The sequence below is a fragment of the Bacillus sp. 01N42_2 genome, from assembly GCF_056399565.1.
Genome location: NZ_JBFTRO010000001.1, coordinates 356,882 through 369,895 on the forward strand (window position 1 = coordinate 356,882; position 13,014 = coordinate 369,895).

The window sequence follows — 13,014 nt, forward strand, 5'->3', positions numbered from 1 at the left end:
GAGGACGCCGAGAAGCAGCCTCTTTTTTTTTGTGCTTTAATGGAATTTTACTAAATTAGTAGAAACGCTCAGTACACCTTTCGGCCTGTACTCGTATACATACAGTACAACTGATCAGGAGGGATAAAAATAACGGGGCGGCAATGACCCATCCAAAAAGGAGGCAGAACATATTACACATATTAGCGTCATATTGACCCTGATTTCTTTCTTTGTGACCATTATTCTTATTTTTTGGAGACCCCGGGGATTAAATGAAGCCGTTCCGGCATCGCTGGGCGCCATTTTCGTTTTGTTATGCGGAACCGTTTCCTTTCATGATTTAGGAGATATAGGGTCTAAAGTCACCGGAGCATCGATCACCATTATTTCCACAATGATTATGGCGATCGCGCTCGAAAGCTTCGGTTTTTTTAATTGGGCGGCAGCCAAGCTGCTCCATCGCGCCAGAGGATCAGGCATCCGGCTGTTTTGGCTGACCAACCTGCTTTGTTTTTCAATGACGCTCTTTCTGAATAATGATGGCAGCGTCTTAATCACCACTCCTATTTTACTGTTGGTATTAAAGTATCTCGGACTTAAAAAACATCATAAAACGCCCTATTTAATCAGCGGCGTCTTAATTGCGACGGCGGCAAGCACTCCTATCGGCGTCAGTAATATCGTCAATTTAATTTCTCTCAAAATGATAGGCATGGACCTTTATTTGTACACCAATATGATGTTTATCCCCGGCACGCTGGGGCTCGTGTTTATGGCCTTTCTGCTGTTTGCTGTTTTTTACCGCCGCTTGCCGAAACAGCTCCCCGATATTCCGGTTCATTTTGATTCACTGGAACACAAAAGATATCATCCGCTTCAGCCTCCGCCAGATCAGGCCCAAAACAGCCGTACGAAAATCATGTTTTGTGTTTTAGCGTTTGTATTGTTAGTGCGGGTCAGTCTGTTTGCCGCTTCATACAGCGGCATATCCGTTTCACTTGTGGCAGTCATCAGTTCAGTCATCCTGCTTGCCTGGAGATGGTTTCATTTAAAAATGAGTCCGGCAGACTTATTAAGGAAAGCGCCCTGGCATATCTTTGTTTTTGCCTTCACGATGTACATTATCATCTACGGACTGCATAATATCGGACTGACCGCATGGCTTGTTCAGTATATTGAGCCTTATGTCTCACAGAGCATTGCCCACGCGGCTTCTATTATGGGTATTGCTACATCCGTCCTCTCTAATTTGTTTAATAACCATCCTGCCCTAATGATCAGCACCTTGACATTAACTGAAATGTCAATTGACCCATTAACCGTAAAAATCATTTATTTGGCTAATATTATCGGCAGTGATATCGGATCATTGCTTCTGCCAATCGGGACATTAGCCACGCTGATCTGGATGCATATCATCAGACAGCACGGCGAAAAAGTCTCTTGGTCAGAATATATCAAAACGACCATTGTCGTTGTCCCTCTCACCGTTGTATTTACCATTACCGTTTTATATGTTTGGATCAGCTGGATCTATCTTTAGCTCCGATGAAAAAAACTGCCTGCTGTATAAGAGAGGCAGTTTTATTATTTATGGGAGGTGCATGGTTTTTAAATGATTCAATTTCCAAAAGACCGTATCTCCGTCCGCATTGGTCAATTCAAGAATGTTATCTGAGACGTCCTGTAACAGCCCCACTTTATTCGGTATATCTCCTAAATCCAGAATAATCAATTTGCCGGTATATTTTTTTAATTGCTCCTCAAAATTCCGGACAAGGGGCACACTGGCAGGAACGACCGGCAGTTCTGAGCTGTTTAATGTATACGGCGTCTGCTCATCGGAATATGGTGTCAGCCATTTTAAATGATGCATTGAGATGAAAAGCGTCTTATAAACCGGAGAGAAGAAAACAAAATAATCGTTTAAAACACTTGTTACATACCCATGAATGGACCGGTCTCCCGTAACGAATATTTCTGTAAATCTGCCTTTTATATGCTGGAGGGTATTCCGGTAAGAAAATGAATGTTCCTGTTTTTCAGGATGCGGACTTTCTTCTCTTGTGTGCGGCCCTTTATTCTCATCGTCCGGCACAGTCAAAGTCATCCGCTGCAGATGCAGCAGCGGGATATAAAGAAACGTCCGGCCGTCATGGATCACAATAATATCATGACCGATATCCAAAAGAGTTCCTGAAAATGTTGTATTTCCCGATATCTCAATATCGACTTGTTTATCCAGAAATCTGCTTAATCCAGCCATTTCATCCTCCCCTCTCCCTCGTTTTCGGACAATCTTTCCGGTCATTTACGGCCGTGTTTCCACCGGTAATCTATTGTTCTTAATACAGTGGCGTAGCTATAAGATTCATCTTCTTCCCGTTTTGAGGATCGTACGGACTTTGATGATCTTTTCGATTTTTTAGAGGAAGTATGCTGCTCTTCATGTGATTCTTCTTCAGCGCACTCTTTCTCATCTTTATTCTCGTCTTGATTCTCGTCTTTTTTGGCCGCTCCTTTTGCCCCTTCGCTGATGCTCTTGATATGAAAAGGATAGATCCGCAGCACTTCTTTATCTTTCACAAGAGTGTAGTGGCCGTCGGAATTATCCACAAGTATACCTTCAACGGCTTCAGGACCTCCGCGGTTGATGGAAACCCATTTGTGGATCAGGCGTTTAAATATGCCGTGAAAATCATCAGCCATTTCAAATTCCGGGCGCTCTTCCTCTTGGCCGTCCTCTTCTTGTTCGGCGCTGATGCTTTTGACATGGTCGGCATTAAAATAGACGATTCCGTCATCTTCCGTTTCCAGCACGAGAAAATCATCCCCTGTTTCGTGAAGCTTTCCTCTTTTCGATTCCGGACCTCCCTGATTCAATTGCACCGTGCGATTGGTCATCCTGCTGATCAGGTCTTGAAAATCATCAGCTCTCTCGCATTCTGCCGGCTCAACCGGCGATAAGGTCTCACTCGTATTTTCCGTAACGCTTTTCACGTGCTTCCATTGATAGTAAACGATTTTATTATCAACCTGAAGAGCGATATAATCCGATTGAATGTCTGCCAATCTTCCTGTCTTGGACTCCGGGCCTCCCCGATAGACAGTAATCACTTTTCCTTCCATCGCATGCAGAAAGTTGTCATCAGACCGATGCCGATTCGTATTGCGTTTCATCTATTGTCCTCCTAGTCATATTTCTCATTAATGTCAAACATAATGCATATATACGTATCCCGATTCCTTTCGGGAACTGGTTCACCAGCCTATTTGTAAAAAACCTTTCTTCCTTCCCAAATCAGATATTCCACTGCTCTAACTCGCTGCTGATGAAAGCAGACCGTTCCTTAATGTATTCGCAAATCACATCAGGCTCCCGGTCAAAGCGGTCAAGCTCATCTTTTTTATAAGGGTCCTTCGCGACATGCGGCCTGATCTGCTCATACAGCGACATCACCTTCGGCTTCATATGTTCAATAGTAAACAGGGTCTGAAGCGTCTCTTCCAAAAGCTGTTTGTACGCTTTGCGGAAATACGGTTCATCCAGAAGTCTTGCAGTCAAGGTATTAAATCCTTGTATTCTGACATAATCAGCCTCCATCCGGTCACCGTGAATGTCTCGTCCCCACGTCGCATCGTAATCCCACGGAATGACTTCAAAAAGTCCCGTTTCATGGCTGCGGTACAAGGCGTAATTATGAACAAACCCATCGTAGTTTGAGGTAAACACGATGCCCGCAAGCCACCGCAAATACTTATCCGCGTCCAAGTGTTTGATAATCTCCCCCTTGAACTCTGACTTCGGCACGGTATTAATTTTATAAATCATATCCTGCAGATAAAAATCGTCTTCTTTCGTTCCCGTTTTCTTTTCATAGCCAAGTTCGAGCGATGTTTTCGTGTCCCGCTCCAAATCACTGACAAGGGAGAAATTTGCATCATCATCCACCGCGTAAAAAACAGCGCCGTCAGCCAGGTTCCGTTTCGCCAGAAAATATTCATCTACTGACTCCAGCTCAAGGTACACCCCCTCATATTTGCCGTTGATCTGCAAGGATACGAAATTCGCCTTTGGCGACAGCGTTCCAAGCTCCGCGAAGAAATCGAGAGACAGCTTATTCCGCATCATCGACGGATCTTTGTACTCGGCGTTTAAATGTATTTCTTTAGCCCTGCGAAATGTTTTCGGCGAATAAAAAGTGACGTGATACGATTTTTTCTTAAAGTCTCTTATATGAGAGCCGCGGTACGCCAGATCAATGTCAAGGCGTTTTTGATTCACTCTCAGCACCGCAGGCACCGGATCATCATCCCAAATGTCTTTTTTCAGCTCCAACAAGTCCTTCGGGTGAATAAACAGCTGATATAAAGGCAATGCTGATTGGTCTTTCACCTGAAAACCTCCTTGTATTAATTTAGGCTGTGCTTTTTCGATAAAACTCAGCGGAACACACATACACTTTTTTTATCCATGCGTACTATGTGGTAGTAAGGATCGCATCCTTAAAACATATATCAAGAGGAGGTTTCAAAATGGGCCACTATTCCCATTCTGATATCGAAGAAGCAGTAAAGTCCGCAAGCACCGAGGGATTAAAAGATTATTTGTACCAAGAACCAAAGAGCAGTAAGAAAAGAAAGTCCCGCAAAAATAAAAAATCTCGCAGCCACAAGAAATCACGTTCTCACAAAAAATCTCGCAGCCATAAAAAATCATGCCGCTCTCACAAAAAATCTCGCAGCCATAAAAAATCACGTTCTCACAAAAAATCCCGCAGCCATAAAAAATCACGTTCTCACAAAAAATCCCGCAGCCATAAAAAATCACGTTCTCACAAAAAATCCCGCAGCCATAAAAAATCACGTTCTCACAAAAAATCCCGCAGCCGTAAAAAATCGTGCCGTTCTCACAAAAAATCCCGCAGTCAGAAAAAATCGCGTTCTCACAAAAAATCTCGCAGTCAGAAAAAATCGTGCCGCCGCAAGAAAAAACGCACTCAGAAAAAACCTTACCGTTCTCATAAAAAACAAAGCCATAAAAAAGACGATTACTGCACCAAAACAGAGTACTGGAAAGACGGAAATGTCTGGGTTGTAAAGAAAAACTATAAGAAGTAATCCCCCAACAACCTAATATCACTTGTAAATAGGCTGCCGGCTAAACGGAAGCCTTTTTCCTCAAACAGATATATGCCACGAAATAAGATATGCATCCGGGTTTCTTTTGTTGTGCTTCCGAATTTTCTTTCGGTATAATCAGGTCATACGAAAAAGAAAGGCGGCTGACATGATGCATATCTTACGAGCAGACGAATTGAACGCGAAAGATACCTACAAATTGCTTTCGGGCACAGTAGTTCCCCGGCCGATTGCATTTGTCACTACGCGTTCATCTATCAACGGCGCCGTAAACGCGGCGCCCTTCAGTTTTTATAACGTTATCTCCGCAGATCCGCCGCTTCTTGCCATTTCTGTAAACCGCGCGGAGGGACAGCAGAAAGACACTGCGAGAAACATAATCGCTCATCAGGAATTCGTCGTGCATGTCAGTGATGAGTCCATCATTGAAGACATTAACAAAACGGCGGCAAGGCTTGGCCCTGATGTCAGCGAGCTTGACATGACAGACCTTTCCGTGACAGACAGCACCTGCATCAGCGTTCCCGGTGTAAAAGAAACGAAGGTCAGGTTTGAATGTATACTCGAACGCCACCTTCCGTTCCAAAATGACGGCGGGGAAACAACGACAGACCTCATCATCGGGAGAGTCGTTTGTTTTCATTTGAATGATCAAGTATATGATGCCGATAAGGGCTACATACGGACAGATGAACTGCAGCCGGCGGCGAGGCTCGCGGGGAATGAATACGCCAGAATCGGGAAGACATATACACTTGTCCGCCCGACCTGAAACAGGAGCCAATATAATAGAAGAAACTAGTCAAAAAGACCCCTTTTAAAAGGGGTCTTTTTTTATCTGTTGACTGTTTAACTCAGTCTAATGTCTTATAAAAGATTGAAACTTACAAGGTCCTAAACGAATGACAAGTGTTTAGGGGGCAAACGATGGATTTCATTCAGTTACTGATTTTTTCAGCCGTATTTATTTTGCTCAGCTTTATGTTTCAAGTATTTTCCGTCAAAGTTCTCCATTTGCCAAGCCTGTAAAGCAGAAGCTGATAAACGGCACACATCGATTAATCGAAATCATACTGCTTATTTCAGGCATCGCAGCGGTGTCATTAATCAATGAAATGTACGTATTTGCGGGAGTTGTTTCCATGCTTTTCTGCTGCAGCGGCTTAATGGAGCGGCGGCACCGGCGGGAGAAAAAGCAATATGTGTACGATTCGTTTTACGCGGGGCTATCTGCCGCACTCGGCGTACTTATTTTTTTCATCCGTTAACGGATCATGCTCTATACCCCTGCGGCCGCACCGTCGCCGCGCGGGTCGGCCCCGCCTTGGAGAAAACCTTCGTCATCAATGACGATCGCTGCAGCATGTCCCATGATCCGGTCAAAATCGCTAACCGTCTCGACGCGGTGGCCGCTTTGCTTTAATGCTTCTCTCGTTTCACGGCTGATCCGGCTTTCGACCCTCAGCCCTTCATACGCCTCTCCCCATGTCCGCCCCCACACCCAGCGCGGCTCACTGACCGCCTGTTGCGGGTCCATGTTGTAATCAATGATTCGTGTAATCAGCGCCGTCTGAGTTTGCGGCTGGCCTTCTCCTCCCTGGGTGCCGTACAGGATGTGCGGCTTCCCTTCTTTACAGGCCATCGCCGGCATGAGGGTGTGGAAGGTCCGTTTGCCGGGTTCGAGCGTATTGACATGAGATTCATCCAGCGAAAAAAATGACCCGCGGTTTTGCAGCAGAATGCCCGTCTCCCCCGCCGTAACGGCTGACCCGAACTCAAAATAAAGGCTCTGTATAAAGGAAACGGCATTTCCTTCCGCATCTCTGACGGCGGCATAAGCAGTGTCGCTTCCGACCGGACGGCTTACCGCCGGCGCAGCCGTGTAACCGATTTCTTCCGCCAGCTGCTTTGCATATTGTTTATCAAGTAACCGATCCAGCGGAATATGAGAAAACGCCGGATCAGTCAGCACTTCATTCCGATGCTGAAAACTCTTTTTCAGCGCTTCGATCAGCAAATGATAATATTCAAAGGAGCCGTGTTCGATCTTAGAAAAATCATAGTTTTCCAATATATTAAGCGTCATTAAGCCTGTAAACCCCTGTGAATTCGGGGGAGCCTGATAGATGCGGTACCCGCGGTAATCGGAGGATACCGGGTCCGTCCACTCGCCGCGATGGGCTTTAAAGTCATCAAGCGTCAGACGGCCGCCGTTGTTTTGCAAAAATGATATTATGCTTTGGGCGATATCCCCTTCGTAAAAAGCGCTCCTGCCTTTTTCGGCAAGCTGCTCCAAGCTGGCCGCCAGATCCTTCTGGACAAACCGCTCGCCAGGCATGGGCGCTTTTTTGTTTCTCGTAAAAATGGCTGAGGTATAAGGTGTTGAGGCTAAAAGAGCGAGATTTCGTTCTGTGTGGGCGCACTGGTCGGCGGACACCGGGAATCCGTCTGCCGCATAATCAAGGGCGGGCTTCAGCACCTCAGCGAGCGAAAGACGCCCGTACGCCGAAAGCACGGCATCCCAGCTGTCCGCCATTCCCGGAACGGTAATGGCGCTTTCTGTCCCTCGCATCGGTATCGCTTCTCTGCCTCGATACAAGTCTCTCGTCACATGTTTTCCTGAGCGGCCGCTCCCGTTGTAAGCTTTGATTCGCCCCGTTTCTTGATGGTATGTAAGCCAAAATGAATCTCCGCCAAGCCCCGTCATATGCGGATAAACGACTGCCAGGCAGGCGCTGACCGCCACCGCTGCATCAAACGCGTTTCCCCCCTTTTCAAGAATGCCGGCCCCCGCCTGGGAAGCAAGATAATGCGGACTGACGACCATTTGTTTCGTTCCGATGGTAGAAGTATTCATGGCAAGCCCCTTTACAAATTTTCTCAAGTATAAAAAGCGGCACCGACGGCATCTACTTTTCTGAGAGAAAATCTCACACACTATTTTCTTTCCGATAATAAAAAATCAGTATTTATTACGTAACGAAAACAATTAAAAAATTTATCCTTCATACCGTAATATTTCATGATACAATAATGTCTGCCAGATGAAGGAAGGTGAAGCCGATTGGAACATGAGTACAGCATTCCGAACCTTGTACTTGATGAAACGGATAAACATATTCTCTCGATTTTGCACGAGGAAGGGAGGATTTCCTATACAGACTTAGGAAAGCGGGTTAATCTGTCGCGTGTGGCGGTTCAGCACCGCATCCAGCATTTAATGGATGCCGGCGTAATTGAAAAATTCACCGCTGTCATCAACCCGGCGAAAATCGGCCGCCATGTGTCCGTGTTTTTTAATGTGGAAGTGGAGCCGCAGTATTTGGAGGAAACAGCGTTAAAGCTTGAAAAGGAGCCGGCCGTGACAAGCCTTTATCACATGACCGGACCGAGCAAGCTGCATATGCACGGCATTTTCGCAAATGATCAGGAGATGGAAGAGTTTTTGACAAAACGGCTTTATACGCAAAAAGGCGTCGTCAGCGTCGATTGCCAAATGCTGATTAAACGGTACAAAAGCAGAATGGGCATGAAGCTGTAAGGAGGACACAGCAATGAAAAACCCCTATTGGGACATTACCGCGGCAATGGTGCGAACAGGCATTCTCGGATTTGGGGGCGGCCCGTCCGTGATTCCGCTCATCCGCCATGAAGCCGTCAATAAATACAAGTGGATAGATGATGATGAATTCGGAGAAATATTAGCGATCGCAAATGCGCTTCCCGGACCGATTGCCACAAAAATGGCCGCGTATCTGGGCTTCAAGCTGAAAGGCACGTTAGGCGCAATCTTGGCAGCCCTCGCCCACATTCTGCCTACATGCCTTGCGATGGTAGGCTTGTTTGCCGCTGTAAATGTGTTAAGCCACTCAGCGGTTGTTGCCGGCATGATTGGCGCCGTCACGCCGGTTATCGCCGTCATGCTCGGCATCATGGCGTACGAGTTTGGCCAAAAAGCGCTAAAAGGTTTCGGCTGGGTCACCGGCATCCTGTTTTTTATCATCGCTTTTATCGGCCTGCAAACGCTGCAGATCAATCCCGGCTTTGTCATTATTATTTTCTTAGCATACGGCGCGTTTCATTTTAAATTAAAAGACAAAATCACAAATAAACGTTCAAAAGATAAAGGAATGTCGGCTTCATGATTATGATCTATTTATTTATGGCGTTTTTTATTGCAAATGTACTCGGATATGGCGGCGGCCCTGCGTCTATCCCGCTCATGTTTGAAGAAGTCGTCAACAGATACAGCTGGCTCTCAAACGATCAATTCTCAAACATGCTCGCCCTTGCGAACGCATTGCCGGGCCCGATCGCCACTAAAATCGCCGCGTATGTAGGCTACAGCGCAGGAGGATGGCCCGGCTTCCTGATTGCGCTGATCGCAACCGTCGTACCGTCAGCGCTCGCATTGATCGTGCTGCTTCGCATCATTCAGCGCTTTCGACAATCACCCGTCATCAAAGGCATGACGCTGTCCGTCCAGCCCGTCATCGCCGTCATGATGCTCATTCTTACGTGGCAAATCGGTGCAGACGGCATCAAAGCGATCGGCTGGATTCAATCACTAGTCATTGCGGGGATTTCCCTCCTTGCCCTGACAAAATTCAAGCTGCATCCGGCCTTTCTGATTATCGCGGCGTTTTTGTATGGAGGCCTTGTGGTTCCTCATTTGTAGAAAAAAGCACCTGGACAGGTGCTTTTTTATTTTGGCCCGGAAATGCCGTTTGATATGACAGCTGTTTCTTCTCCTGCATCACTCTTGATGATGTGCTTGACTTGCAGCGTAGTTCCTGCCATTCTCACAGATTGCTTCAACTGAGGCGAATCGGTTTCAACCTGTATCCAAACAGGAGGCTGGACCTTCCAAAATAAAAACAATGCAAGAATCAGCATGACAGCAATGACCGACAGCGAAAACTTCATAACGCATCGCTTCTTTTCAGTAAGCTGCTCGCAGCGTTCAGCGCCTGATGATCATGAAGAATATCACCGGGACGATTGCCTTCTCCCAGCACATAGCCTTTAAAGGGCATCCCCATAAAATGAAAAATATGTTCAAATTGCTGAATCAGCGGCAGCCCTTTTAGTTTAGGATTGTCTCCGCCCACTGCTGTTACATAGGCCTGCTTCGCTGACATTTGCTGTTTAAAATCAGGAAATCTCGGATCTCTCAACGTCTGTGACCAGCGATCAATAAACAGCTTTAATGTCCCTGACATGCCAAACCAATAAATTGGGGTGGCAAAGACGAGAATATCACACTGCAATATCCGTTCAATAATAGAATCGCAGTCATCTTGAACAGGACGAAAGCCGCCTTGGGCGTGACGCAGATCTTCAATTGGCCGGATCTGATATTTCCGCAAATGAATGTGCTCCGCATCGAATCCTTGAACAGCTTTATCCGCAAGAATATCCGTATTTCCGCCAGACCGAGTTCTTCCATTAATAACCGCAATTTTCATGATGCATCTGCTCCTTTGTTTACGAATGATTTTCTTCATCATATAATGGATTAATCGATCAATACAGATGATTATTTCGATTATTCCAATCGATAAAATCGATTTAGAAAGGGCGAGATCAAATGGAATTGAAGCAGCTGATCACCTTTATTACCGCAGCAGAACATGTAAACTTCACCCTAACCGCCAAGATGCTTAACTATGCACAATCAAGCGTTACCTCTCAGATCAAATCACTTGAAGAAGAAATCGGGACTCCTTTATTTGAACGGCTCGGCAAGCGGCTTATCTTGACAGAAGCCGGCAAAACATTCAAATCCTATGCGGAGAAGATCATTGCGTTAACAGAAGAAGCAAAAATGGCCGCAAATCAAGTAAGAGAAACAACCGGAACCTTGAAAATCGGGGCGACGGAAAGCCAGTGCACATATCGCCTTCCGCCTATCATAAAAGAATTCAAACAGGCTTTTCCTCAAGTAAAGCTCATATTCAAACCGTATATTTCCAACGAACAAGCGAAAGAACAGCTCTTACAGGGCCAGCTTGATATCACCTTCATTTTAGATGTGAATCGGACGGAAGACGCACTGCACGTTGAATCTCTGATTCAGGATGAGATCAAAATGGTAGCAGCCAATGACCATCCTTTTCCAGCAGACTCACCAGTAACATTGAAGGATCTTCAAAACGAAACCCTTCTGCTGACAGAGGACGGCTGCTCATACCGCACGCTCTTTGAGGACACTTTACAAGACGCCGGAGTCTACCCTAATAAATTAGAATTTGTCAGCATAGAAGCCATCAAACAATGCGTGATGGCCGGACTTGGAATTGGACTATTGCCTGAAATGACAGTAAAAGACGATATTGCCGAAGGACGGATGACAGAGCTCAACTGGCAGAATGAATGCCCTGTTTTTACTCAACTGGCATGGCATAAGGACAAGTGGATGTCTGCACCATTAAAGGCTTTTATCGATTTGACGCGAAAAACATTCAAATAGAAACCTTATCCGCAAGGTCGACAAGGTTTTTAATAAAGCAGACACCAGGCATACAAAAAAACACTTGGCGGCTTTCAGCCCCAAGTGTTACACGTGATTTTTCCGATAAAACGTTCGCAAGACATGTGTTTCAAGGTCAGCCAGACGGACAGGGATCGGCAGTCTGCTTTCATGATTGATCAAACTCATCGTGATTTGATAGCTGCTTTCTAAATCAATGTTATGTCCGCAAGACAAGAAAATAGGCTTCACATCCCGCCGCGTCCGCAGCGCCCGGCCATATACTTCGCCGTCAATGATAATATCGGTGTATGCGCCGACTTCATTTTCAGGCATCTCGAAATCGCAGCCTTTGATTTTGAGATAGGTTTTCGCAATCCCGATCGTCGGCTTCCCCAGAAAAAAAGCCGCATGGGTGGCAACGCCCATATGATTGTAATGCAGATACCCGTTGCCATCAAACAAGAAGGCATCCGGCTCCGTCTCCAGCTTTTTCGCCGCCTCGATAATCAAAGGCAGCTCGCGAAACGCAAGAAAACCGGACACATACGGCACGCTGATTTTCCCCATACTGTGCACCTTTTCAATGACTTCTTTTGTATCGGCGTCAATCACGATGATACTGCACACCCCGTACGGTTCCCCGTCCTGCTCCCAATAAGCGAGGTCGACGCCTGCGCAGGTGTTGATGGAGTCTGGAGGGATGACGGGGGATAGGTTGATTTTATGTATAAGGGATTGTTGTATTTGAATAAAATCCGCTTCATCATTTAGATCAAAATCGTGAATTTGATGTATTTTCATTTCACTTGTTTTCCTCGTTTTCATTTCTAAAATCGTCTTTTCAGTTCAAGTTCTTCATTTCGATATACAACGCAATAAAACTTCCATTAGGATAATCTCCATCCCAGCCACATGGAAAATAGCCCGCTTTATAAATTTTGAAAAGTTTTTCAAAGAAATTGTCTGTTTTCCCGTTTACTGCTCTATTTATTGCACAATTATTTAGATCTGCTACGATCTCTTCAAGAAAAGTATTAAATTTAGTCGTAGCACTTCTGACATTTTCCGAAAAAATATTCAGAAGCATGTCTAGGTTTTGTGGTTTTTGACCATCGTTTAATTCATAAAATTTTCCCCATACCTCACTCATTTCGTTTTCTTTTATATCTTTCCACGTATATTCATCTTCACCAATTATATCTTCGTAAGCATAGTACTTAGCTTTTTCTTCATCATTAATAATTTTAGTAAAATAAGAGATATCATGTGATGCAACTGCTTTAAAGGTTTTGGAAAAATCAATAACTTCTTTTACCTGATTATGATAATATTCGTATTTCATTACTTTATACACCTTTCCTAAGTACAACCGTAGGGTTACCAACTCTCTAAGAAATCCTTTTCCGTTCTTTCTT

The 13,014-nt window shown here is 45.3% G+C and carries 16 protein-coding genes; 8 read left to right on the forward strand and 8 right to left on the reverse strand.

Features of this window, described 5'->3' with window-relative positions; genetic code table 11:
* Positions 1 to 193 precede the first annotated feature (193 nt).
* Positions 194 to 1,525 (forward strand): arsenic transporter, encoded by a 1,332-nt coding sequence (locus AC1DN5_RS01845; RefSeq protein ID WP_016937718.1) that lies wholly within the window; start codon positions 194 to 196, stop codon positions 1,523 to 1,525.
* 48 nt (positions 1,526 to 1,573) lie between these two features.
* Here the strand turns inward: AC1DN5_RS01845 and AC1DN5_RS01850 are convergent, their stop codons facing one another.
* The 3 genes from AC1DN5_RS01850 to AC1DN5_RS01860 form a co-directional block, all read right to left on the reverse strand.
* Positions 1,574 to 2,248 (reverse strand): hypothetical protein, encoded by a 675-nt coding sequence (locus AC1DN5_RS01850; protein ID WP_047475828.1) that lies wholly within the window; start codon positions 2,246 to 2,248, stop codon positions 1,574 to 1,576.
* 41 nt (positions 2,249 to 2,289) lie between these two features.
* Positions 2,290 to 3,162 (reverse strand): spore coat protein, encoded by an 873-nt coding sequence (locus AC1DN5_RS01855; protein ID WP_366969835.1) that lies wholly within the window; start codon positions 3,160 to 3,162, stop codon positions 2,290 to 2,292.
* 121 nt (positions 3,163 to 3,283) lie between these two features.
* On the reverse strand, positions 3,284 to 4,378 hold the full coding sequence (locus tag AC1DN5_RS01860) for a CotH kinase family protein (RefSeq protein ID WP_366969836.1): 1,095 nt from the start codon (positions 4,376 to 4,378) through the stop codon (positions 3,284 to 3,286).
* A 140-nt stretch (positions 4,379 to 4,518) separates the two neighbouring features.
* Here AC1DN5_RS01860 and AC1DN5_RS01865 point away from each other — a divergent pair, with 140 nt between their 5' ends.
* The 3 genes from AC1DN5_RS01865 (at position 4,519) to AC1DN5_RS01875 (ending at position 6,392) form a co-directional block, all read left to right on the forward strand.
* On the forward strand, positions 4,519 to 5,103 hold the full coding sequence (locus AC1DN5_RS01865) for a CotG/ExsB N-terminal domain-containing protein (protein ID WP_366969837.1): 585 nt from the start codon (positions 4,519 to 4,521) through the stop codon (positions 5,101 to 5,103).
* Between the two features lie 172 nt (positions 5,104 to 5,275).
* Entirely contained in the window at positions 5,276 to 5,896 is a 621-nt protein-coding gene (locus AC1DN5_RS01870) for a flavin reductase family protein (RefSeq protein WP_045927246.1), read from the forward strand.
* Positions 5,897 to 6,221: 325 nt separating this feature from the next.
* Positions 6,222 to 6,392 carry a hypothetical protein gene (locus AC1DN5_RS01875; protein WP_395941060.1) on the forward strand — a complete coding sequence of 57 codons (171 nt, stop codon included), beginning with the start codon at positions 6,222 to 6,224 and terminating at the stop codon, positions 6,390 to 6,392.
* Between the two features lie 11 nt (positions 6,393 to 6,403).
* On the opposite strand, the gene ggt is transcribed toward AC1DN5_RS01875, so the two are convergent.
* Positions 6,404 to 7,981: a gamma-glutamyltransferase gene (gene ggt / locus AC1DN5_RS01880; RefSeq protein ID WP_099745186.1), complete on the reverse strand. Its 1,578-nt coding sequence runs from the start codon at positions 7,979 to 7,981 to the stop codon at positions 6,404 to 6,406.
* Positions 7,982 to 8,188: 207 nt separating this feature from the next.
* On the opposite strand from ggt, the gene AC1DN5_RS01885 reads away from it, so the two are divergent.
* From AC1DN5_RS01885 to chrA, 3 genes are read left to right on the forward strand one after another with little or no spacing between them, the layout of a single operon-like run.
* The gene (locus tag AC1DN5_RS01885; RefSeq protein WP_016937711.1) at positions 8,189 to 8,665 is read left to right on the forward strand and encodes an Lrp/AsnC family transcriptional regulator; all 477 of its coding nucleotides are present in this window, start codon (positions 8,189 to 8,191) and stop codon (positions 8,663 to 8,665) included.
* A gap of 13 nt (positions 8,666 to 8,678) precedes the next feature.
* Positions 8,679 to 9,269, forward strand: a complete 591-nt coding sequence (gene chrB, locus AC1DN5_RS01890) for a chromate efflux transporter subunit ChrB (protein ID WP_049627543.1) — start codon at positions 8,679 to 8,681, stop codon at positions 9,267 to 9,269.
* Complete coding sequence (gene chrA / locus AC1DN5_RS01895; RefSeq protein ID WP_095241214.1) at positions 9,266 to 9,802, forward strand: chromate resistance efflux protein ChrA; 537 nt, start codon at positions 9,266 to 9,268, stop codon at positions 9,800 to 9,802. The genes chrB and chrA overlap by 4 nt, the downstream gene beginning before the upstream one ends.
* Before the next feature lie 26 nt (positions 9,803 to 9,828).
* Here chrA and AC1DN5_RS01900 read toward each other — a convergent pair whose 3' ends face one another.
* Both AC1DN5_RS01900 and AC1DN5_RS01905 read right to left on the reverse strand, forming a co-directional pair.
* Positions 9,829 to 10,050 carry a hypothetical protein gene (locus tag AC1DN5_RS01900; protein WP_095241213.1) on the reverse strand — a complete coding sequence of 74 codons (222 nt, stop codon included), beginning with the start codon at positions 10,048 to 10,050 and terminating at the stop codon, positions 9,829 to 9,831.
* Positions 10,047 to 10,592, reverse strand: coding sequence for a flavodoxin family protein (locus AC1DN5_RS01905; RefSeq protein ID WP_366969838.1), 546 nt, complete (start codon positions 10,590 to 10,592; stop codon positions 10,047 to 10,049). Before AC1DN5_RS01905 ends, AC1DN5_RS01900 begins: the two co-directional genes overlap by 4 nt.
* A gap of 122 nt (positions 10,593 to 10,714) precedes the next feature.
* On the opposite strand from AC1DN5_RS01905, the gene AC1DN5_RS01910 reads away from it, so the two are divergent.
* Positions 10,715 to 11,596 (forward strand): LysR family transcriptional regulator, encoded by an 882-nt coding sequence (locus tag AC1DN5_RS01910; protein WP_366969839.1) that lies wholly within the window; start codon positions 10,715 to 10,717, stop codon positions 11,594 to 11,596.
* Positions 11,597 to 11,683: 87 nt separating this feature from the next.
* Here AC1DN5_RS01910 and AC1DN5_RS01915 read toward each other — a convergent pair whose 3' ends face one another.
* Entirely contained in the window at positions 11,684 to 12,400 is a 717-nt protein-coding gene (locus AC1DN5_RS01915) for an endonuclease V (protein WP_366969840.1), read from the reverse strand.
* Between the two features lie 40 nt (positions 12,401 to 12,440).
* Positions 12,441 to 12,941, reverse strand: a complete 501-nt coding sequence (locus AC1DN5_RS01920) for a hypothetical protein (RefSeq protein ID WP_366969841.1) — start codon at positions 12,939 to 12,941, stop codon at positions 12,441 to 12,443.
* Positions 12,942 to 13,014 lie beyond the last annotated feature (73 nt).